Annotated in this window: 20 protein-coding genes and 1 other RNA gene; 10 read left to right on the top strand and 11 right to left on the bottom strand. The window is 57.3% G+C overall.

The window, feature by feature from the left end; all coding sequences use genetic code 11:
• Window positions 1-8: 8 nt before the first annotated feature.
• The 5 genes from carA to grpE all read right to left on the bottom strand — a co-directional run bounded on the left by carA (window position 9) and on the right by grpE (window position 6242).
• Window positions 9-1145 carry a glutamine-hydrolyzing carbamoyl-phosphate synthase small subunit gene (gene carA / locus HX815_RS13140; protein WP_003212214.1) on the bottom strand — a complete coding sequence of 379 codons (1137 nt, stop codon included), beginning with the start codon at window positions 1143-1145 and terminating at the stop codon, window positions 9-11.
• A 259-nt stretch (window positions 1146-1404) separates the two neighbouring features.
• Window positions 1405-2211 carry a 4-hydroxy-tetrahydrodipicolinate reductase gene (dapB, locus tag HX815_RS13135; protein WP_003212216.1) on the bottom strand — a complete coding sequence of 269 codons (807 nt, stop codon included), beginning with the start codon at window positions 2209-2211 and terminating at the stop codon, window positions 1405-1407.
• Between the two features lie 10 nt (window positions 2212-2221).
• Window positions 2222-3346, bottom strand: a complete 1125-nt coding sequence (gene dnaJ / locus HX815_RS13130; RefSeq protein ID WP_003212219.1) for a molecular chaperone DnaJ — start codon at window positions 3344-3346, stop codon at window positions 2222-2224.
• Between the two features lie 316 nt (window positions 3347-3662).
• Complete coding sequence (gene dnaK, locus HX815_RS13125; RefSeq protein WP_003212222.1) at window positions 3663-5579, bottom strand: molecular chaperone DnaK; 1917 nt, start codon at window positions 5577-5579, stop codon at window positions 3663-3665.
• A 102-nt stretch (window positions 5580-5681) separates the two neighbouring features.
• The gene (gene grpE, locus HX815_RS13120) at window positions 5682-6242 is read right to left on the bottom strand and encodes a nucleotide exchange factor GrpE (RefSeq protein ID WP_003212224.1); all 561 of its coding nucleotides are present in this window, start codon (window positions 6240-6242) and stop codon (window positions 5682-5684) included.
• 253 nt (window positions 6243-6495) lie between these two features.
• Between grpE and recN the strand changes: the two genes are divergently transcribed.
• Window positions 6496-8169 (top strand): DNA repair protein RecN, encoded by a 1674-nt coding sequence (gene recN / locus HX815_RS13115; RefSeq protein WP_087693402.1) that lies wholly within the window; start codon window positions 6496-6498, stop codon window positions 8167-8169.
• A 96-nt stretch (window positions 8170-8265) separates the two neighbouring features.
• On the opposite strand, the gene fur is transcribed toward recN, so the two are convergent.
• Window positions 8266-8670: a ferric iron uptake transcriptional regulator gene (fur, locus tag HX815_RS13110; protein ID WP_003212228.1), complete on the bottom strand. Its 405-nt coding sequence runs from the start codon at window positions 8668-8670 to the stop codon at window positions 8266-8268.
• Window positions 8671-8768: 98 nt separating this feature from the next.
• Here fur and HX815_RS13105 point away from each other — a divergent pair, with 98 nt between their 5' ends.
• Window positions 8769-9296, top strand: a complete 528-nt coding sequence (locus tag HX815_RS13105) for an outer membrane protein assembly factor BamE (RefSeq protein ID WP_003212232.1) — start codon at window positions 8769-8771, stop codon at window positions 9294-9296.
• 62 nt (window positions 9297-9358) lie between these two features.
• Here the strand turns inward: HX815_RS13105 and HX815_RS13100 are convergent, their stop codons facing one another.
• Both HX815_RS13100 and HX815_RS13095 read right to left on the bottom strand, forming a co-directional pair.
• Entirely contained in the window at window positions 9359-9673 is a 315-nt protein-coding gene (locus HX815_RS13100; protein WP_177009217.1) for an RnfH family protein, read from the bottom strand.
• The gene (locus tag HX815_RS13095; protein ID WP_003212236.1) at window positions 9666-10100 is read right to left on the bottom strand and encodes a type II toxin-antitoxin system RatA family toxin; all 435 of its coding nucleotides are present in this window, start codon (window positions 10098-10100) and stop codon (window positions 9666-9668) included. Before HX815_RS13095 ends, HX815_RS13100 begins: the two co-directional genes overlap by 8 nt.
• A gap of 168 nt (window positions 10101-10268) precedes the next feature.
• Between HX815_RS13095 and smpB the strand changes: the two genes are divergently transcribed.
• Entirely contained in the window at window positions 10269-10751 is a 483-nt protein-coding gene (gene smpB / locus HX815_RS13090) for an SsrA-binding protein SmpB (protein WP_003212238.1), read from the top strand.
• A gap of 55 nt (window positions 10752-10806) precedes the next feature.
• On the opposite strand, the gene HX815_RS13085 is transcribed toward smpB, so the two are convergent.
• Window positions 10807-11574: an FCD domain-containing protein gene (locus HX815_RS13085; RefSeq protein ID WP_003212240.1), complete on the bottom strand. Its 768-nt coding sequence runs from the start codon at window positions 11572-11574 to the stop codon at window positions 10807-10809.
• A 261-nt stretch (window positions 11575-11835) separates the two neighbouring features.
• Here HX815_RS13085 and HX815_RS13080 point away from each other — a divergent pair, with 261 nt between their 5' ends.
• The 7 genes from HX815_RS13080 to HX815_RS13050 all read left to right on the top strand — a co-directional run bounded on the left by HX815_RS13080 (window position 11836) and on the right by HX815_RS13050 (window position 21045).
• Window positions 11836-13530, top strand: a complete 1695-nt coding sequence (locus HX815_RS13080) for a lactate permease LctP family transporter (RefSeq protein ID WP_134325713.1) — start codon at window positions 11836-11838, stop codon at window positions 13528-13530.
• A gap of 70 nt (window positions 13531-13600) precedes the next feature.
• Window positions 13601-16411, top strand: a complete 2811-nt coding sequence (locus tag HX815_RS13075) for an FAD-binding and (Fe-S)-binding domain-containing protein (RefSeq protein WP_177028385.1) — start codon at window positions 13601-13603, stop codon at window positions 16409-16411.
• 186 nt (window positions 16412-16597) lie between these two features.
• A complete protein-coding gene (locus HX815_RS13070; RefSeq protein ID WP_003212250.1) occupies window positions 16598-16882 on the top strand; it encodes a hypothetical protein in 285 nt (94 codons plus the stop codon).
• A 103-nt stretch (window positions 16883-16985) separates the two neighbouring features.
• Window positions 16986-17379, top strand: a transfer-messenger RNA (tmRNA) gene (ssrA, locus tag HX815_RS13065).
• A 187-nt stretch (window positions 17380-17566) separates the two neighbouring features.
• Window positions 17567-18823, top strand: a complete 1257-nt coding sequence (locus HX815_RS13060) for an integrase domain-containing protein (RefSeq protein ID WP_177028384.1) — start codon at window positions 17567-17569, stop codon at window positions 18821-18823.
• Between the two features lie 954 nt (window positions 18824-19777).
• Window positions 19778-20758 carry an integrase domain-containing protein gene (locus HX815_RS13055; protein ID WP_177028383.1) on the top strand — a complete coding sequence of 327 codons (981 nt, stop codon included), beginning with the start codon at window positions 19778-19780 and terminating at the stop codon, window positions 20756-20758.
• Complete coding sequence (locus HX815_RS13050; RefSeq protein ID WP_177028382.1) at window positions 20755-21045, top strand: hypothetical protein; 291 nt, start codon at window positions 20755-20757, stop codon at window positions 21043-21045. The genes HX815_RS13055 and HX815_RS13050 overlap by 4 nt, the downstream gene beginning before the upstream one ends.
• A 19-nt stretch (window positions 21046-21064) precedes the next feature.
• On the opposite strand, the gene HX815_RS13045 is transcribed toward HX815_RS13050, so the two are convergent.
• Complete coding sequence (locus HX815_RS13045) at window positions 21065-21730, bottom strand: methyltransferase domain-containing protein (protein ID WP_177028381.1); 666 nt, start codon at window positions 21728-21730, stop codon at window positions 21065-21067.
• 3 nt (window positions 21731-21733) lie between these two features.
• Window positions 21734-22405, bottom strand: a complete 672-nt coding sequence (locus HX815_RS13040; RefSeq protein WP_177028380.1) for a hypothetical protein — start codon at window positions 22403-22405, stop codon at window positions 21734-21736.

Below are 22405 nucleotides of genomic sequence, written 5' to 3'. Positions count from 1 at the left end.
CCGCTCAGTTAGCGTCGCTTGGCCATCTCATTGATGAAACGGTCGAACAGCGGCGCTACGTCGTTCGGGCCCGGGCTTGCTTCAGGGTGGCCCTGGAAGCTGAACGCGCTCTTGTCGGTGCGCTCGATACCTTGCAGGGAACCGTCGAACAGCGACTTGTGAATCGCCCGGACGTTGCCCGGCAGCGTCGCTTCATCCACCGCAAAACCGTGGTTCTGGCTGGTGATCATCACGACGCCGGTGTCCAGATCTTGCACCGGGTGGTTGGCACCGTGGTGGCCGTGACCCATTTTCAGGGTCTTGGCGCCGGAAGCCAGGGCCAGCAGTTGGTGGCCGAGGCAGATGCCGAACACCGGGATCTCGGTTTCCAGCACTTCCTTGATCGCCTTGATGGCGTAGTCGCAAGGCTCCGGGTCACCCGGGCCGTTGGACAGGAACACGCCGTCCGGCTGCAGGGCCAGTACGTCGTTGGCCGGGGTCTGCGCAGGCACCACGGTCACGCGGCAACCGCGCTCGACCAGCATGCGCAGGATGTTGTGCTTGATACCGTAGTCGTAGGCCACGACGTGGTACGGCAGTTCGGAAGCTTCGATGGTCGCGTGGCTGTCGGTCTTCAAGTCCCAGACGGTGGAGCGCCACTCGTACGTTTCCTTGGTGCTGACGACTTTCGCCAGATCCATGCCTTTCAGGCCAGGGAAACCTTGGGCCGCTGCAATCGCTGCTTCTTCGGAGATGTTGTCACCGGCCATGATGCAGCCGTTCTGCGAGCCTTTTTCACGCAGGATGCGTGTCAGGCGACGCGTATCGATACCGGCGATCGCCACAACGTTGTTGGCTTTCAGGTAATCGGACAGGGACATCGTGTTACGCCAGTTGCTCGCTACCAGTGGCAGGTCACGAATGACCAGGCCAGCCGACCAGACACGATCAGACTCGGCGTCTTCCGGTGTAGTACCGGTGTTGCCGATGTGCGGATAGGTCAGGGTAACGATCTGTTGGGCGTAGGAAGGATCAGTAAGGATTTCCTGATAGCCGGTCATGGCGGTGTTGAACACCACCTCTCCAACGGTCTGACCGTCGGCTCCAATGGCTTCGCCGCGAAAAATGCTGCCATCAGCAAGGGCGAGTATGGCTGGCTTAGTCAAGAAGACCTCCCGTAAATAAAGCCTGAAAGGGCGATCGCAGGTTGTAAAAAAGCGGAGTGACGTATGGACACGTCACCCCGCTTCTTCACTGAATTATTCTGCGCGCTTTTAGTGGACACACTAAAGCTGTAGCTTACAGAAAAAGGCTTTTTTGGTCCACCGCTAATGAGCCTTAAAGGCAGGGGAATGCGACAGGACGTCGCCTAGCGGGTAAAAACGGGGCCTCAGCATATTCCTGAGACCCCGTTTTAGCTACTTCTTAATGCAGGTCCAGCACGTCGCGCATGTCGTACAGGGCCGGCGCACGACCCTCAAGCCACAGCGCCGCACGTACAGCACCCTTGGCGAACGTCATGCGGCTAGACGCCTTGTGGGTGATCTCAAGACGCTCACCCTCGGTTGCGAACAGCACGGTGTGATCGCCCACCACATCACCGCCGCGAACGGTGGCAAAACCGATGGTGTCGTGGGCGCGGGCACCGGTATGGCCTTCACGACCATACACCGCCACCTTTGACAGGTCCCGCCCAAGGGCATCGGCAATCGCCTCGCCCATACGCAATGCCGTACCGGACGGCGCATCTATCTTGTGCCGGTGATGAGTCTCGATGATCTCGATGTCAGCCTCATCACCCATCACCCGCGCCGCCATGTCGAGCAGCTTCAGCGACAGATTGACGCCGACGCTGAAATTGGCCGCGAACACGATTGGAATATCCTTGCCCGCCTCCACCAGCAGCTGCTTTTGCTCGGCGCTCAGGCCCGTTGTGCCGATCACCATGGCCTTGCCCGCCTTGCGGCAGAACGCCAGGTTTTTCAGCATCACGTCCGGCAGGGTGAAATCGATCAGCACGTCGAACTCGTCGGCAACCTGCTCCAGATTGCCGGACAACGAAACGCCGATCCGCCCCAGGGACGCCAACTCACCGGCGTCCGCACCAATCAAGGTGCTGCCGGGACGAACAATCGCCGCCGTCAGCCCGGAGGCCGGCGAGCGCGCCTGCACGGCCTCGACCAGGGTCTTGCCCATGCGCCCGGCAGCGCCCATCACCGCGATACGTCGCATACTCACTTCCTTACAGGTCGCCGAAGAAGCGCTTCACGCCTTCGAACCAGCCGGTGGTTTTTGGCGAATGAGTGTCATCGCCGGCCAGGGAGCTGCGGAACTCTTCCAGCAGTTCGCGCTGACGACGCCCCAGGTTCACCGGCGTCTCTACCGCCACACGGCACATCAGGTCGCCAGCACCGCCACCGCGCACCGGCGCAACGCCTTTGCCACGGATACGGAACTGCTTGCCGGTCTGCGTACCCTCAGGGATCTTCAGCTTGACCCGACCGTCCAGCGTCGGAATCTCAAGCTCGCCACCCAAGGCCGCATCGACAAAGCTGATCGGCACTTCACAGAACAGATGCTTGCCGTCGCGCTGGAAGATCGAGTGCTCGCGCACATTGATCACCACATACAGGTCGCCCGTCGGACCGCCCTGAGTGCCCGCCTCGCCTTCGCCCGACAGACGAATGCGGTCGCCGGTATCAACACCCGCCGGCACTTTCACCGAGAGAGTCTTGTACTCTTCGACACGCCCTTCGCCGTGGCACGAGTCGCACGGATCGGAAATGATCTTGCCCTGGCCGTGGCAGCGCGGGCAGGTTTGCTGCACCGAGAAGAAGCCTTGCTGCATGCGTACCTGGCCGATACCGCCGCAAGTCGGGCAAGTGATCGGCGAAGAGCCTTTCTTGGCGCCCGAACCGTCGCACGGCTTGCAATTGACCAGCGTCGGAACACGGATATTGACGCTGGTGCCGCGCACCGCTTCTTCCAGGTTCAGCTCCAGGGTGTAGCGCAGGTCGCTGCCACGCTGGGCACCGCCACGCTGGCCACCGCGGCCGCCGCCAAAGAAGTCGCTGAACACGTCGCCGAAAATATCGGAGAAGTTCTGCCCGCCGAAACCGGCACCGCCGCCACCCATGCTTGGGTCGACACCGGCATGGCCATACTGGTCGTAAGCGGCGCGCTTGTTCGGATCACACAGGCATTCGTAGGCCTCATTGGCCTCTTTGAACAGCTCTTCGGATTCTTTGCTATCCGGATTACGGTCCGGGTGGTGCTTCATCGCCAGGCGACGGTAAGCCTTTTTCAGGTCCGCCTCGCTGGAGCCACGCTCCACACCCAACACTTCGTAATAGTCACGCTTTGCCATAAGTCTTTGCACTCTTAAGGACGTCCGGCAAAACCCTCCTGAGCCTTGCCAAACTCGTTGAGCCCCAATACAGGCCCGGACCCAACTCACGTCAATTCAACGATCCTGGTCGTTACTGCTTTCAGCCGGAAACCGGCCAAAAACGCGGTGACTGTCGTCCGGAAAGCAGGAGCATTCCCGATCACACCGCCAGCATCCGAGCGTTGTCGCATGCTGTAAAAATTCGCGTACCCCAGACACGCCAACGCGGGAGCAAGCTCCCGCGCGGCGACATCCTACCAGTCACCGCTTGTGAGCGGTCAACCGGGCGACCAAGTTACTTCTGGTCTTTGACTTCTTCGAACTCGGCATCGACAACGTCGTCGTGCTTGGCTTCAGGTTCTGCCTGGTGTGCAGCACCGTCAGCCGGCTGGCCTTGTTCGGCGTACATTTTCTGAGCGACTGGCGCAGAGACTTTCGACAGCTCTTCAACCTTGGCTTCGATAGCAGCCTTGTCGTCGCCTTTAACGGCGGCTTCCAGGGCAACTACTGCGGCTTCGATTGCAGTTTTCTCTTCGGCAGTCACTTTGTCGCCAGCGTCAGCGATCATTTTGCGAGTCGAGTGAACCAGTGCATCACCCTGGTTACGGGCAGCGGCCAGCTCTTCGAACTTGCGGTCTTCGTCAGCGTTGGCTTCAGCGTCACGGATCATCTGCTGGATTTCTTCCTCGGACAGACCCGAGTTAGCCTTGATCACGATCGACTGAGTCTTGCCGGTGGCCTTGTCTTTGGCGCCTACGTGCAGAATGCCGTTGGCGTCGATATCGAAGGTCACTTCAATTTGTGGCACGCCACGTGGTGCTGGTGGAATCTCGGCCAGGTCGAACTTGCCCAGGGACTTGTTCTGACCGGCTTGCTTACGCTCACCTTGCAGCACGTGAATGGTCACGGCACCCTGGTTGTCATCGGCAGTCGAGAACACTTGCGATTTCTTGGTAGGAATCGTGGTGTTTTTCTCGATCAGCGCAGTCATCACGCCGCCCATGGTTTCGATACCCAGGGTCAGCGGGCTTACGTCCAGCAGCAGAACGTCTTTCACGTCGCCGGCCAATACCGCGCCCTGGATGGCAGCACCCATGGCAACTGCTTCGTCCGGGTTCACGTCTTTACGCGCTTCTTTACCGAAGAACTCGGTAACCAGCTTCTGAACCAGTGGCATACGGGTCTGACCGCCCACCAGGATCACGTCGTTGATCGCGCCAACGTCGATACCCGAGTCTTTCAGCGCAATGCGGCAAGGCTCGATGGTGCGTTGAACCAGGTCTTCTACCAGCGCTTCCAGCTTGGCGCGGGAGATTTTCACGTTCAAGTGCTTAGGACCGGTAGCGTCTGCAGTGATGTACGGCAGGTTCACGTCGGTCGAATTGCTCGAAGACAGTTCGATCTTGGCTTTCTCAGCGGCTTCTTTCAGGCGCTGCATGGCCAGCGGGTCACCCTTGAGGTTCATGCCGCTTTCTTTCTTGAATTCGTCAACGAGGTAGTCGATCAGACGAATGTCAAAGTCTTCACCGCCCAGGAACGTGTCACCGTTGGTGGCCAACACTTCGAACTGGTGCTCGCCATCGACTTCAGCGATTTCGATCACGGAAACGTCGAAGGTACCGCCACCCAGGTCGTAAACGATCACAGTGTGGTCGCCCTTGGCCTTGTCCATACCGTAGGCCAGAGCGGCTGCGGTTGGTTCGTTGATGATACGTTTCACGTCCAGGCCAGCAATACGGCCGGCGTCTTTGGTCGCCTGGCGCTGGCTGTCGTTGAAGTAGGCCGGAACGGTGATCACCGCTTCAGTCACGGCTTCACCGAGGTAGTCTTCGGCGGTTTTCTTCATCTTTTTCAAGATTTCAGCCGAGATTTGTGGCGGCGACATTTTCTGGCCGTTCACTTCAACCCAGGCGTCACCGTTGTCAGCCTTGGCGATTTTGTACGGGACCATCTTGATGTCTTTCTGTACGACTTCTTCGTCGAACTTACGACCGATCAGACGCTTCACCGCGTACAGGGTGTTATGCGGATTGGTCACAGCTTGACGCTTGGCGGACTGGCCCACCAGGATTTCGCCGTCGTTGGCATAAGCCACGATGGACGGAGTGGTGCGTGCGCCTTCGGCGTTTTCAATAACTTTGGATACGCCGTTTTCCAGCACGGAGACGCAGGAGTTGGTAGTCCCCAGGTCGATACCGATAATTTTGCCCATGATTTACTCTCCCGAAACTTAGATTTTTTTGCCGCAGCAGTGGTGGCTAACTGCGGCAGTACTTAAACGCTTGACTTATAGATGGGGCCGTTACGACTTATTTCAAGCCTGCTCATCAATAGAAGGTGCAACCGGTGCAGGAGCCTTGCTCACCACAACCATTGCCGGGCGCAGCAAGCGACCGTTGAGCTGGTAACCCTTCTGGAACACCTTCAATACGCTGTTCGGCTCAAGATCAGCGTTTTCCTGCATCGCCATTGCCTGGTGATGCTCGGCATTGAACGGCTCGCCGCCTTGCGGATCGATAGCTTCCAGCTGATAACGCTTCAGGGTGTCCTGGAACATTTTCAGGGTCAGTTCGATCCCTTCGCGCATTGGGCGGATGTTTTCGTCGTCCGGGTTGGACAGCTCAAGGCCACGCTCCAGGCTGTCGATGATCGGCAACAGATCACCGGCAAATTTTTCCAGGGCGAATTTGTGAGCTTTTTCTACATCCTGCTCGGCGCGGCGGCGGACGTTCTGCAGATCGGCGGCAACACGCAACGATTGATCCTGTGCGCCTGCCAATTGCTCTTCGAGCACTTGCACACGAGCGGCCAGGTCTTCACCTGCGGCCTGGTTGGCGTCTGGATTTTGCGTATCCTGCGTCTGTTCGTCAGCCATAGATTTCTCCTTTCAAAATCATGCGCGAACTCGACTCGCGCTTCTGTTCCGGTATATGGGGCCACAATTTTCAGGTTCAAGGGTCGAGGCGTTACCAAAAGTCTTTCACTTGTCCTGGATCAATTCTTATCAATCATTCCCTGTTGCGCTTAAAAAGCCAGTTATTCAAGCAAATCGGACTAAGCATCAGGATTGTCACCTTCAAACAAAACACTGTATAAATAACCAGACCTAAAGCCTGGGAGCGGCCGTCATGCTGGTGCACCTGTCCGTACATAACTACGCCATCGTTGAACACCTGGATCTTGAACTGGATCGCGGGATGAGCGTAATCACAGGCGAAACCGGCGCCGGCAAGTCGATCATGCTCGACGCTCTGGGCCTGACCCTGGGTGATCGCGCCGACAGCGGGGTGGTACGCCCGGGCGCCGACAAGGCCGACATCCTCGCCACCTTTGACCTGGCCGATATCCCGGAAGCCGAGGCCTGGCTTGCCGAGCGCGACCTTAACAATGAAGGCCCGTGCATCCTGCGCCGGGTGATCACGGCCGAAGGGCGCTCCCGCGGCTATATAAATGGCACGCCCTGCCCGCTCGGCGATTTGAAAGCCCTGGGCGAACTGCTGATCGATATCCACAGCCAGCATGAACACCAGTCCCTGCTGAAAACCGACACCCATCGCCGACTCCTCGACGAATACGCCGGTGCCACCGATCTTGCGCGCCAGGTGCAATTGGCTGCGCAGCGCTGGCGCCAGACCCGCCAGGAGCTGGAGCGCCTTTCCAACTCCGGCGATGAGCAGCGTGCCCGCCACCAATTGCTCAGCTACCAACTGGAAGAGCTGGAAAGCCTGGGGCTCGGCGAAACGGAACTGGAGCAACTGGAACAGGAACACAAGAACCTCACCAACGCCGAAACCCTGCTGGGCATCTGCCGGCAAGTGGTGGAGCAGTGCAGCGAAAGTGATTCCGGCAATGTGCTCAACGCCCTGACTGCAAGCCTGAACCGACTATCCAGCGTGAATAACGCATCAGGCTCGCTGAACGAAGCCACCACTCTGCTGACCAGTGCGCAAATCCAGGTGGAAGAAGCCGTGGGCGAACTGAACCGCTTCCTCGATCACTTCGATGCCGACCCAGCCCGCCTGCAGGATATAGAAGAGCGCCTGGACACCATCTACACCCTGGCGCGCAAACACCGGATCCAGCCGACTGAAGTCGCAACCATGCAGCAAAAGCTGCTAGATGAAATTGAAACCCTGAACGCCAACGACGAATCCATCGAGCGACTGGGTGAAGAGCTGGCGTCCTTCGCTCGCCATTATCACGAGAAAGCCCGAGAACTCAGCGACCTGCGCCATCAGGCAGCGACCGGCCTGGCCAGTGCGGTAGAGCAGGAAATCCAGCGCCTGGGCATGCCCGGCGGGCGCTTCACCATCGAGTTGCACACCAACACCAGCAATGAACTGCTGCCCAACGGCCTTGAACAGGTAGAACTGCTGGTCAGCGCGAACCCGGGCCAGCCACTCAAGGCACTGGCAAAGGTAGCTTCCGGCGGCGAGCTGTCGCGGATCAGCCTGGCGATTCAGGTGATCACCGCCCAGACCTCTCGCGTGCCAACACTGGTATTCGATGAAGTGGACGTAGGGATCGGCGGCCCGACTGCCGAGATCGTGGGCCAGTTGCTGCGCCGGCTGGGCGATCGCGGCCAGGTACTGACCGTCACCCACTTGCCACAAGTAGCCGCCCAAGGGCATCAGCACTTGTTCGTGCACAAGGTGCGAGGCAGCGATGCGACCCATACCGCCGTGTCCAAGCTGAACAAGACCGAACGGGTAGAAGAAGTGGCGCGGATGCTCGGCGGCATCGACCTGACCAAGGAGTCCTTGGCTCACGCGAAGAAAATGGTGGTAACCGCGAAGGTCTGAAGCCTGGCTTACTGAGTATTTTCTTTCTATAGAAAGCACGAAGGCGACCCTAGGGTCGCCTTCGATCGTTTCGCAGAGCGAATCTGCGTAGCTTTCTTACTTTTTCTTACGTATGTAGAGAACCAGATTGTGGTCCACCAAATCGAATCCATGCTGCTCAGCGATCATGTGCTGGAGCTTCTCGATTTCCGGACTGGTGAACTCGATAACCTCATTGGTATCCAGGTCAACCATGTGGTCGTGATGACCGCCGTCGGCCAGTTCGAACACTGCATGACCGCCGTCGAAATTATGACGAACCACCAGTCCTGCTGCTTCAAACTGGGTCAGAACACGGTAAACCGTGGCCAGGCCGACGTCCTCGTTAGACTCCATCAGCGCCTTGTATACATCCTCGGCACTCATGTGGCGCTGCTCAGCAGAATCGAGCATTTGTAGAATCTTGACTCGTGGCAGAGTCACTTTAAGACCGGCTTTGCGTAGTTCGCTATTTTCAACCATGGTTAGCTTTCTCGCGGATGCTGCTTCGCAGCTTCTCTTAATACGGGTATGATCGGCGTTTACGTTGTCCCAGCCAAGATAGTGGAAGTCGCCCACCGATGCAAAACACCAAGCTCTTGCTAACCAGTTTCACCTTTGTGGGACTGCTCGCACTCGCCGGTTGTTCATTCCCCGGGGTTTACAAAATCGACATCCAGCAGGGCAATGTCGTCACGCAGGACATGATAGACCAGTTACGCCCGGGAATGACCCGACGGCAAGTACGGTTTATCATGGGCAATCCCCTGCTGACCGACACATTCCATGCCGATCGCTGGGATTATCTCTATAGCATCCAACCTGGTGGCGGTGAACGCCAGCAGGAGCGGGTCAGTGTCATCTTCAATGGCAATGACCAGCTCGTCAGCCTGTCGGGGGACTTCAAACCGGGCGTAAGCCGCGATGAAGCCTTGCTGGGCAAGGACAACGGCACCACCGCTCCTGCGCCCGCGCAGAACGAGGAGAAGCCCAAGTCCGAGGTACCGGCCAAGCCTGGCTCGTTGCTGGACGAGATCCAGAAAGGCGTCGACGGCGTGCAAACCGTTCCGGTGCCAACTCCAGAACCTCTGGATGCCAGCCCGCAGTAAGTTTGTAACGCTCGATAAAAAGCCCGGCATGCCGGGCTTTTTGTTGTCTACCGTTTCTCAAGCTATGAATTCTGCTGTTTTGCCTTGGCAGCCTTCGCCGCACGCAAGCGACGTATCTCCATCGGATCTGCCAGCAATGGCCGATAGATCTCGATTCGGTCTCCAGCCTGCACCACACGCACGTCAGCGTCCGCAACCACCTTGCCGAAAATCCCCAAGGGGCAATCCTGCAGATTCAGCTCCGGAAATTGCGCAGCCATTCCCGAGCCCAACACTGCGGCCCTGAGGGTTGAGCCCGGCGCTACTGCCAGGCTCATCAACACCTGGCGATCCACCGCGGCGTACACCACCTCGATTTCAACCAATGGCTCAGCCATGCATTTGCTTGGCGCGCTGGCAAAACGCGTCCACCAGAGTATTGGCCGCCTGATTGAACAGTGGCCCCAGGGTGGCACGCACGATAGGGCCGGCATAGTCGAACGACAGGTCCAGGCTGATCTTGCAGGCTTTCTCGTTCAACGCCTTGAACACCCACACACCGTGCAACTGAGTGAACGGACCTTCTTCGAGATTCATCTCGATGGACTGCCCGGGCACCAGCGTGTTGCGCGTGACAAAGTGCTGGCTCAAGCCGCCCTTTGCCACCCCCACGCTGGCAACCATGTGCTCATCACTGCTCTCCAACACCTCGGCAGTCGAACACCAAGGCAGGAACTCCGGGTAACGCGCCACGTCGTTGACCAGGTCATAGAGCGCCTGTGCCGGATAAGGCAGCAGGGCCGAACGTTGAATATGCGTCGTCATGTGAGCGTTATTTCCACAGCTGAGCGGCAAACATCGCGAAAGGACAACAGGATTCGCGAAAGAAAAAAATCAAAAACCAGCCTGCATTGTCCGGGATTCATTCAACACGCTCAAGCACGCAGGTTGACCGTAGCCGACGCGCTCGCAACTCCCTATAATGCCGCCCCTATGGCTAAACAAAAGAAACACCCAACAGGGACCATCGCGCAAAATAAAAAGGCGCGACACGATTACTTCATCGAACATCGTTTCGAGGCTGGTCTGGTCCTGGCCGGCTGGGAAGTAAAAAGTCTGCGTGCCAGCAAGCTGCAGCTGGTCGACAGTTATGTGCTGCTCAAAGACGGCGAGGCATGGCTGCTCGGCAGTCATATCACGCCGCTGATGACCGCGAGCACCCACGTGATCGCCGACCCGGTGCGCACGCGCAAGCTGTTGCTCAATGCCCGCGAGCTGGAAAAGCTCCACGCCGCCGTGCAGCAAAAGGGCTACGCCTGTGTCTGCCTGTCGTGGTACTGGAGCAAGCACCTGGTCAAGTGCGAGATCGCACTGGGCAAGGGCAAGAAGGAATACGACAAGCGTGATACCGAGCGCGAGCGCGATTCCAACCGGGAATTGCAGCGTGCCGTGCGCAACAAGGGCAAGGAAGACTGACTTTCTTGTGACTTGATGTGGATGACGGAGCCCGCTCCCTCATCCACAGCATTTGCTACATCCCTTTGCGCCGTTCCGCCCGGGCCATGCGCTGAACCTCCTGCCGCACTTCCTCCAGCACTTCCTGCACATACAGCAGGTGACGTGTTGAGACTTCCCGTGCCTGCTCGGCACGCCCCTCGATAATCGCCAGGTACAGGTCCCGATGCTGATTGATCAGCATGTCACGGGTCTCCGTACGCTGCTGGTACATGCCGCCAATATTGGTCACCACATTACGCTTGAGCAGGTCGAACAGGCCGCGAATGGTGTGCAGCAATACCGCGTTATGGCTGGCCTCGGCGATGGCCAGGTGAAACCTCGCATCCGCCGCGCCCTCTTCCGCCCGACTCACTTCATCCGACCGCGTGTAGCAATCCTGCAACTCCTCGAACGCCGCGGTCAGCCGCTCGCGGTCCACCTCAGTGGCACGCAACGCTGCGTAATACGCGCAAGAGGCCTCCAGGGTCTGACGAAACTCCAGAAGATCACGCTGAGCCTCCGGATTATTTTCCAGCAGATGCAGCAGCGGATCACTGAAGGTTGAACCCAGCGACTCCACCACATAATTGCCACCACCTTGGCGACTGATCAGCAAACCTTTTGCCACCAGCTTTTGGATCGCCTCACGCAACGACGGCCGCGACACCCCGAACTGCTCGGCCAGTGCGCGCTCGGCCGGCAAGCGCTCGCCCGACTTCAGCGTGCCCTCAAGGATCATGCCCTCAAGCTGCTCGACGATGTCGTCAGACAAACGGCGCTGACGCACCTGATCAAACCCCATAACTCACTCTCCACCATCCCGACCACTCGCCGGGGCCCCTATTCTGGCCTATCGCCGAGTATCCGGCACCTATCAGAACGCCCTCGTTTAAGCCAATCAGCCCCCACCAACCCCGACCTACGACCAAAGATTCACAAGCGGCAAATTGACACATCCCCCAGAAGGCTTTTAACCTAGCCAACGGTGATTGTAAATTGGTAATACCAATTACCCAAATCATCCAAGCAGTGCCTGACCAACAACAATTAGGGGCCACCCCATATGCAAACCTGGCAACAGCTCTACAGCCCGCTCGGCAGCCTCGGCCTGTCCGCACTGGCCGCCGTCATTCCCATCGTATTTTTCTTCCTGGCCCTGGCGGTGTTTCGCCTCAAAGGCCACGTTGCGGGCAGCATCACCCTGGCACTGTCGATCCTGGTGGCGATCTTTGCCTTCCAGATGCCGGTCGACATGGCGCTCGCCGCCGCCGGTTATGGCTTCGCCTACGGCCTATGGCCAATCGCCTGGATCATCGTCGCCGCCGTATTCCTGTACAAACTGACGGTCAAGAGCGGCCAGTTCGAAATCATCCGCAGCTCCGTGCTGTCGATTACCGACGACCAGCGCCTGCAAGTGCTGCTGATCGGCTTCTGCTTCGGCGCGTTCCTGGAAGGCGCCGCCGGTTTCGGCGCACCGGTGGCGATTACTGCCGCACTGCTGGTAGGCCTGGGTTTCAACCCGCTGTATGCCGCCGGCCTGTGCCTGATTGCCAATACCGCCCCCGTTGCGTTCGGCGCACTGGGGATTCCGATCATCGTGGCCGGGCAAGTGACCGGGATCGACGCGTTCAAGATCGGCGCCATGGCCGGTCGCCAGCTGCCGCTGCTGTCGCTGTTCGTGCCGTTCTGGCTGGTGTTCATGATGGACGGCCTGCGCGGCGTCAAGGAAACCTGGCCTGCCGCGCTGGTTGCGGGCCTGAGCTTCGCCGTAACCCAGTTCTTCACCTCGAACTTCATCGGCCCGGAACTGCCGGACATCACCTCGGCCCTGGCCAGCCTGATTTCTCTGACCCTGTTCCTGAAAGTCTGGCAGCCCAAGCGTAGTGCCGGCGCGCAAATCGTTGGCGCAACGTCCGGCACTGCCGTCACTGCCAGCGCCGGTGGCTTTGGCCTGCCTCGCAACACCCTGGCTTCGCCTTACAGCCTGGGGGAAATTTTCAAGGCCTGGTCGCCGTTCCTGATCCTGACCGTGCTGGTCACCATCTGGACCCTCAAGCCGTTCAAGGCGATGTTCGCCGCCGGCGGCGCGATGTACAGCTCGGTATTCAACTTTGCGATCCCGCACCTGGATCAACTGGTGATCAAGGTCGCGCCCATCGTTGCCACCCCGACAGCCATCCCGGCGGTATTCAAGCTTGATCCGATTTCCGCCACCGGCACGGCGATTTTCTTCTCCGCCCTGGTATCGATGCTGGTGCTGAAGATTGATTTCAAAACTGGTCTGACCACCTTGAAAGAAACTTTTTATGAGCTGCGCTGGCCGATCCTTTCCATCGGCATGGTGCTGGCCTTTGCCTTCGTCACCAACTATTCGGGCATGTCATCAACCATGGCCCTGGTGCTGGCGGCTACCGGCGCGGCATTCCCGTTCTTCTCGCCATTCCTTGGCTGGCTCGGGGTATTCCTGACGGGTTCTGATACTTCATCCAACGCACTGTTCAGCTCGCTGCAAGCCACCACCGCGCACCAGATCGGCGTCAACGACACCTTGCTGGTAGCGGCAAACACCAGCGGCGGCGTGACCGGCAAGATGATCTCGCCGCAGTCGATTGCCGTGGCATGCGCCGCCACTGGCCTGGTGGGCAAGGAATCCGACCTGTTCCGCTTTACCCTCAAGCACAGCCTGTTTTTCGCGACGATCGTCGGGCTGATCACCTTGGCCCAGGCTTACTGGTTCACCGGTATGCTGGTGCACTAAGACCTGCACGCGATAGGGTAAGAACCGACGCCGGGCAGCGATTCCGGCGTCTGCTATTTCTGGAGGACCGATGAGCCTGCCTGCTGCTTTTCTGAGCGACGCCGCACAACTGATCCCGAAAGATCGTCGTTTCGACGATCCACTCTCCACCCTCGCCTTCGGCACCGACGCCAGCTTTTACCGACTGATCCCACAACTGGTGATCCGTGTCGAGTCGGAAGATGAGGTGGTGGCGCTGCTGCAACTGGCCCAACGCGATCGCGTGCCGGTGACCTTTCGTGCGGCGGGCACCAGCCTTTCGGGACAGGCCATCAGCGACTCGGTACTGATCGTGCTGGGGGACAATTGGAACGGGCGCGAGATTCGCGGCCAGGGCACACAAATCCGCTTGCAGCCCGGCGTGATCGGGGCGCAAGCCAACGCCTGGCTGGCGCCATTCGGGCGCAAAATCGGTCCGGATCCGGCGTCGATCAATGCCTGCAAAATTGGCGGCATCGTCGCCAACAATGCCAGCGGCATGTGCTGCGGCACGGCCCAGAATACCTACCACACCCTGGCAGGAATTCGCTTGGTGCTGGCCGACGGCAGCCGCCTGGACACGGAAGATCCGGCCAGTGTTGCGGCCTTTCGCCAACGCCATGGCGAGCTGCTTGAACGCCTGGCGGCACTCGGTCGAGAAACCCGGGCAAACGCTGAACTGGCTGCAAAAATCCGCCACAAATACCGTCTGAAAAATACCACCGGGTTGTCACTCAACGCCCTGGTGGATTTCGACGAGCCACTGGATATCCTCAGCCATTTGCTGGTCGGCTCCGAAGGCACCCTGGGCTTTATCAGCGCAGTGACCTACGACACGGTGATCGACCACCCGAACAAAGCCTCGGCCCTGATCGTGTTCCCGGATGTGGAAACCTGCTGCAACGCGGTGACCGTACTCAAAACCCAACCTGTTTCAGCGGTTGAACTACTGGACCGGCGCAGCATGCGTTCGGTGCAGGACAAACCCGGCATGCCGGCTTTCGTACAGCAGCTATCGGAAAATGCCTGCGCCCTGCTGATCGAATCCCGCGCCGCCTCGCCCTCGCTGCTGCATGAGCAACTGGCGCTGATCATGGCTTCCCTGGCCAGCTTCCCGGTGGAGAAACAAGTCGACTTCACTGAAGACCCGGTGGAAAACGCCCGGCTGTGGGCGATCCGCAAAGACACCTTCCCCGCCGTAGGCGCCGTGCGTAAAACCGGCACCACCGTGATTATCGAAGACGTGACCTTCCCGGTGGAACAACTGGCCATTGGCGTTAATCGCCTGATCGAGCTGTTCGACAAACATCACTACGACGAAGCGATCCTTTTCGGACACGCCCTGGAAGGCAATCTGCACTTTGTGTTCACCCAAGGCTTCAACAGCGCGCAAGAAGTCGCACGCTACCAGGCGTTCATGGACGACGTCGCCCAGTTGGTGGCCGTGGAGTTTGGCGGCTCGCTGAAGGCCGAGCACGGTACCGGTCGCAACATGGCGCCCTTTGTCGAACTGGAATGGGGCAGCGATGCCTACCAATTGATGTGGCAGCTCAAGCGCCTGCTTGACCCCAACGGCATTCTCAACCCGGACGTGGTACTCAGTGAAGACCCGCAAATCCACCTCAAGCACCTCAAGCCGCTGCCGGCCGCGGACGAGCTTGTGGATAAGTGCATCGAGTGCGGCTTCTGCGAGCCGGTTTGCCCATCAAAGGGACTGACCCTGAGCCCGCGCCAGCGCATTGTGATCTGGCGTGATATCCAGGCCAGGAAACGCGCCGGTATCGACACCACTGAACTGGAAGCGGCCTATCAATACCAAGGCATCGACACCTGCGCGGCCACCGGGCTTTGCGCCCAACGCTGCCCGGTAGGCATCAATACCGGCGACCTGGTGAAAAAGCTGCGCAGCCGCGACGCCGACCGTACGAAAACCGCCGAATGGCTGTCGACGCACTTCGCCACGGCACTGCAAGGTGCGCGCTTCACCCTGCACGTGGCCAACGGTGCGCGCATGCTGCTGGGCGCGCCGCGACTGGCGAAGCTCTCGGCCACGGTAACCCGGCTGTCCAAGGGGCAAATCCCCCAATGGACCAACGCCATGCCGCAACCGGAAAAGGCCATTCGCTTCAGCCCCGCCGTGAGCGATGAGCGACCCCGCGTGGTGTACCTCGCCGCCTGCGTATCACGCGCGATGGGCCCGGCAGCCGGCGACCACGAACAGATGTCGCTGTACGACAAAACCCGTGGCCTGCTGGAAAAAGCCGGTTACCAGGTAGTCTTTCCCGACAATCAGGACAACCTCTGCTGCGGCCAACCATTCGCATCCAAGGGCTACGCCGAACAAGCCGAACACAAACGCCAGGAACTGATCGGCGCCCTGCTCCACGCCAGCCGTGGCGGCCTCGACCCGATTTACTGCGACACCAGCCCGTGCACCCTGCGCCTGGTCCAGGACCTGGCCGAAACCCGCCTCGACTTCTACGACCCCGTGCGTTTTATTCGCACCCACCTGATGGACCGCCTCGACTTCACCCCCCAGGAAGCCCCGATCGCCGTGCATGTCACCTGCAGCACCCAGCATTTAGGAGAAAGCCAGGCGCTGATCGACTTGGCCAGGCGTTGCAGCAAAAACGTGGTGATCCCTGAAGGCATTCATTGTTGTGGTTTTGCCGGCGACAAAGGCTTTACCACGCCCGAACTGAATGCCCACTCGCTACGCAGCCTGAAGGACGCGGTGCAGTATTGCAGCGAGGGCATCTCCACCAGCCGTACGTGTGAGATTGGCCTGACGCAACACGGTGGAATTGATTACCACGGCCTGGTGTACCTGGTGGATCGAGTAACCCAGGCGCGCGCCCACTAGGGCCGCCCTCTTTGGGTGCAAAACCTAATGATTTCGGGGTTTTTCGACTAATCCAGCGACAAAACAGAACCCCTGCGCGCCGGCGTAGTCATCTGCATAGGCCTCGACAAACGAGGCTCATCAGTGACCTCGCTGGCTGCACGGAAAACCGGCAGCATCGAGCCCTATTTGCACAAGGAGATACCCATGAAGCGTTCCGCTCTTGCTGGTTTGTTCATTACCGCTGCGATGCTGGCGTCCCCCGCGTTTGCGGCCGGAACAAAAGACGATCTGTGCCAAATCAACCTGGACAAAATCAACAACGGTAAAGCGTTGCTCGCCACCGACACCAGCGGCAAATCTGGCGAAATCGACACCGCCGTTTCCCAAGCCAAGGCAGCCCATGCGGCAGGCGATGACAAGAAATGCATCGAGATCACCTCCAAGGCCCTGCAAAGCCTGCAAGACACGGACAAAGGCGGCAATCAGTAACTCGCTGATTGCCCGAGGCCAACCTTCGGGTTGGCCTTCTGTGACCGATTGACGTACACTGCACAGGCTTGTCACTCACTAAGAAACAACGAGTTACAAGCACGGGGCCGTTTAGGATTCGACGCCGGTTGCGAAACTTTAGGTGCATGCCGAGTTGGTAACAGAACTCGTAAATCCACTGTTGCAACTTCTTATAGTTGCCAATGACGAAACCTACGGGGAATACGCTCTCGCTGCGTAAGCAGCCTTAGCCCTTCCCTCCTGGTACCTTCGGGTCCAGCAATCATCAGGGGATGTCTGTAAACCCAAAGTGATTGTCATATAGAACAGAATCGCCGTGCAGTACGTTGTGGACGAAGCGGCTAAAACTTACACAACTCGCCCAAAGCACCCTGCCCTTCGGGTCGCTGAGGGTTAACTTAATAGAAACGGCTACGCATGTAGTACCGACAGCGGAGTACTGGCGGACGGGGGTTCAAATCCCCCCGGCTCCACCAAATGATCAAAAAAAGACGTCCACGGACGTCTTTTTTTGTGCCTGCGACCCAGTAAATACGCGGCTTCCAGCGCTTTTGCGGTCTTTTGAGATTTTTTGAGTTCCAGCCGTTCGGGTATTCCAGACGGTATTCCAGCTCATCCGGTGCTAATCTTTGGAATACCGAATCAGTGCTTGAGGACAATCTCATGCCTGCTCAAAACCTTCGCCTCTCCGATCGACAGCTCAAGGGAGTCAAACCGGCGTCCAAGGATTACGTCCTTACTGACGGTGACGGTTTGCAGCTCCGCGTACGCAGCAACGGCTCGTTGCTGTGGAATTTCAACTACCGCGAACCGGTGACCAAAAAGCGCATCAACATCGGCTTTGGGACCTACCCCGAACTGTCACTGGCGAATGCACGAAAGATGGCAGTCGATGCGCGGGAGCTGCTCGCCCAGGGCATCGATCCGAAGGTGCAGCGCAACACGCTGAATGAAGCCAAGCGCGCAGAAACGGAACACACCTTCGAGAACGTGGCCACCGCCTGGTTCGAGCTCAAGAAAGACTCGGTCACCCCGGCCTACGCTGAGGACATTTGGCGGTCGCTCACGCTGCATGTGTTCCCCGACTTGAGGACGACACCACTCGTGAAAATCACCGCACCGATGGTGATCGGGTTACTTCGTCCAATCGAAGCGAAAGGCAGCCTGGAGACGGTCAAGCGTCTTAGCCAGCGGCTTAACGAGATCATGACCTATGGGGTGAACTCCGGTCTGATCTTCGCCAACCCACTCAGCGGTATCCGAGCGGTATTCAAGAAGCCCAAGAAAGAGAACATGGCTGCGCTTCCGCCCGAAGAGCTCCCCGAGCTCATGTTGGAAATCGCGAATGCCAGCATCAAACGCACTACCCGTTGCCTGATCGAATGGCAGTTGCACACCATGACTCGCCCCGCCGAGGCGGCAACTACTCGCTGGGCAGACATCGACTTTGAAAGGCGTGTCTGGACTATCCCTCCGGAGCGGATGAAGAAGCGCCGCCCACATAGCATCCCATTGAGTGATCACGCCGTCGCACTGTTGGAGTCACTGAAGACTCACAGCGGCCATCGCGAATACGTCTTTCCAGCAGACAGAAATCCACGCACCCACGCCAATAGCCAGACCGCCAACATGGCGTTGAAACGCATGGGGTTCCAGGATCGCTTGGTCAGCCACGGCATGCGCTCCATGGCCAGCACCATCTTGAATGAGCATGGGTGGGACCCAGAACTCATTGAGGTCGCACTGGCGCATATCGACAAGGATGAGGTGCGCAGCGCCTACAACCGAGCCGACTACATTGAACGCCGGCGCCCGATGATGGCCTGGTGGAGTGAGTACATCCAGAAAGCCGCCACCGGTAGTCTGCTCGCCTCAGCATACGGCCAAGTCAGAGACAAGAACGTGGTGCCGATCCGCTAGCGCTGTACAGGCGCAATAACGGCAGCAACAGCAACTGAGCGCTCAAGGTTCAGGGCAAGCAGTCTCGTTTATCCGCTTGTAAGCGCGGGTCCTTCCAAACAGGGCTGCAAAGCCGCCCTGTTTGGAAGGACCTCACTTTGAAAAGCTAAAAGCCACGACGTTGTCCGGGGCTTACCACGGAATTCCACAGGTGGATAACCGCCCTTAAAGTCCAAAGAAGTGGTGGGTTTCGACCCTTGACCGGGTTTATCCACAGGCGTAGAACTGGCCGTGCAAGCGCTGTCGATGACAGCACCCCAGGTGGCCCGAACCTTCAAGGTCACGCCGCTCCCGCGGTGGTTCTCCCTAAAGGCGATTCGCATCCGGCAGCTCGCCCGGTCACCTCCCCCGGTGATGGATGCTCTCTAATCTCATGGCCCTAGTGCGCCAGCTACACCGTACCTCGCTGTCCTGCAGCAACCTATCCGCTTGGCCGAATTTTGCGCCAACCTGCGCCCGTCTCTTTCTCCTGGAAAGAGACGGGCGCTCGTACCACTGCTGCAGCCCACCTCGTACAAGGCTTTGCGGCATTCCCCCTTGTGACAATTGGCGTGACAAACACCGAAGTCACCAGCAACAGCGATGCAGATGATGGTGCCGCAGCCCACGGAATGGACTGCACCTGACTGACAGTCAGGCATGCCCCGGTCATCGCTTCACTGCCTTCACCCGACTCAGGATCTCGCGGCATTGGTCTCGTCAGCCAGTGCAGCCTCCACCCGCCCACTTCTTCAGAGGTGTTCAGGAGGCCAGGTCATGAGATGCCCAAGCTCCCGGTCGTAAAGAGCCGCCAGTCTCGCGTTAGTGGACGACCCTCACAGGTCGCAGGGGCCTTGATCCCTGATAACACTCAACATTCGTGGCGGGATGACGTGGGGAAAGTTTCAAAGATTTGGCTTCGACAGGAGTTTGATCATGGCATTGGTAGGTAGAAGGGATGGGCGGAATTTTGGATATGGACGGCAACTGAGTTATGCCGGGCCACAGGCGTTGCGGGATCTGTTTGGCGGCGGGCATTACGGCACAGTCAAGGCGCACAGTGATCGCTGGCAGGCGTTTGTTCGTTGGTGTCGGTCGGAGGATGGGCCGGGGTTTAACGATGCGCGACAAATTGATCGGCAGACCTTGGTGGACTACGCCGAACATCTGCGACAGCAAGTTGAACATGGTGAGATTGCCATCGCGACTGCGCAAAACCGGTTGTCCAGCATGAACCGGACCCTCGCCGCACTGCGCGGTGATCAGTATGTGAAGGTATCGAGTCCGAGCAAGGCGCTGGGCATGCAGCGCACAACCATCCGCACAACAGCCCCGCAAGGCCTGGACCGCGAACAGGTAATGCGGATAGTCGACGCGCTCTGCGAACACCAAATGCCGCGTGCGGCGGCCATCGCACAGTTGGCGCGAGCCACCGGCATGCGCTTACGCGAGGCCATTTTGGCGGACCTACTGCGTTTAAAACGTGAGGCCGAACACTACGGCAAGATCAACATCCAGGATGGCACCAAAGGTGGCCGATCAGGTACGTCGGCACCTCGCTGGATCACGGTAAACGATCACATCCGCGGTTCACTGGCATCAGCCCTCCATGTCTCACCCGACGGTAGCCGCAACCTACTTGCACCGAACGAAAGCTACCTCGATTTCCAACGAGGAATCGTCCGTCCTGCACGGGACATCCTCCATCGGTACAGCCTCAAAGGCTTCCACGAGTTGCGGGCAGCCTATGCATGCGAACGCTATGAACAAATCACCCATCATCCCGCGCCCATTAAGGGTGGCCATTGTGATCAGCTCGACCGACAGCTAAATCAGGATGCCCGAATGCAAATCAGCTATGAGCTAGGGCACGGCCGTGTTGACGTGGTATCGGCTTACATCGGTGGTCGAGCATGAGCAAGCCATTCGATATCGAGTTGTTCTTATTAGGCGTATTGACCGGTTCAAATACCACGCGCCAGCGTCACCTTCGCCAAGCAAAGGTAATTCAGGGCGCAATCACTAAGCGCTGGCAGCAAGATAACCCATGGTGCTGGCAAAAAAAGCATTTAGTTTGGTTCCTAACTGCTACAAGAGAAGCACGTTCGGAAGCAACTAATTATTACTATTTGCTAACCATACAGTTAGTAGCGAAAAGACTCGGGAAGTCTTGGTTCATTCATAGTGGCAAAATCATAAAATAAAACTAATAAAACTAGACCATCATGCAATCACTGCATGTGGCCGACGCACGAGCACAAAGCCTACGTCCTCTTCCGACCAAACGTTTACAACTTCGAAACCTAATGGCACGAGAAGATCCACAACCGCATCGTTCGTCATGACGCCATAATAAGTGTAACCCAGGCGCCCTTTATAAATATAGCCATACATGTGACGACGCCCGGATTCAAATTTGGAGAAAGACGAACATCTAAATTGATTAACAAAAAGAGCTTCGCCGCCTCCCTCTAAGGCAGAGTAAATAATACATAATGCACTCTCCAAATAGTCAACACAAGGGATTGCGGATAGCACATTTGAACAATTTATAAAATCAAAACAACTATGAACGCCTTGAGCCACTGCACTCTCAAAGGATAAAGTCTGCGCATGGGCGTAGTGCATTGATACGTATTCAGCTACGCTAGTAGATAACCCTCTCACCATTTGATTACGTGAAAGCTGCAAATCAGAATCCAAGAAAACGACTTGTTTACTTATTGATACAATTTCATCTGAATATCGAAGTTTCCCACAACCAAAATCCATTACTCTATTACTGCTAGGTCGCGCTCTAAGGTAGTTGCTAACGAACTTAGATTTCTGCTTATACGATTTAGCAGCGTTTTCTGATCTAATTATCTCACCTTCAATCAAATATCTCATACACTATTTAACCCCACGAAAATACTGAGATAATTTCAATTTATCTATTTGATAAACCTGAGAATATGATTTTTTAAGCGTAATAAAAAACAGATGAAAAAGCAGAAGCAGCAGTAAGCCTAACAGATAGAAAAAAAGCGCCATATCAACTTTGTCATTATTAAAAATCAACAAGTAAACTATAGTCAGCAATACGACAAAGAAATGTTCGAATATCGCCCAAAAAGACAACGTATAGCGCCAAAACAACTGAACATAGTGCTGATTTATTAGAGCCACCTCCTTATAATACATATCGCGCATGAAGCTCTTTATTAAATCACGCGTGGCTTTTCTTTCTACCTGAGAGTAGCGCAATGCCTTTTTTGTAATAGCGCGATCCCAATATAATCTTAGACCCAGAACTTTTGCCAAAATATTATGAGCTTCCAAGGAAAAACTTGCCAGGAAAGCAATTGACGCCAATGTGATTGGGACCAGGCCAAAAGAAACCACCCACTTCAACAAAACACCTTGGTCTTCCGTTGTAGGAAGCAAGTCAGGACTTATTTTTATAACTGGCAAATATCCAAACAAACTCATAAACACGAAAAAAATAAAACTACTGCAGAATGTTATCTTATTCAACTGCTCTAGAAGATCATTATAACTAGCGGGAGACTTTAAGCTTATCAT

Origin of the sequence: Pseudomonas sp. E6002 (assembly GCF_013385565.1) — a bacterium.
Taxonomy (GTDB): Bacteria; Pseudomonadota; Gammaproteobacteria; order Pseudomonadales; family Pseudomonadaceae; genus Aquipseudomonas.
The sequence above is the reverse complement of the archived record's forward strand: the minus strand, read 5'-3'. Positions and strand labels throughout refer to the sequence as shown.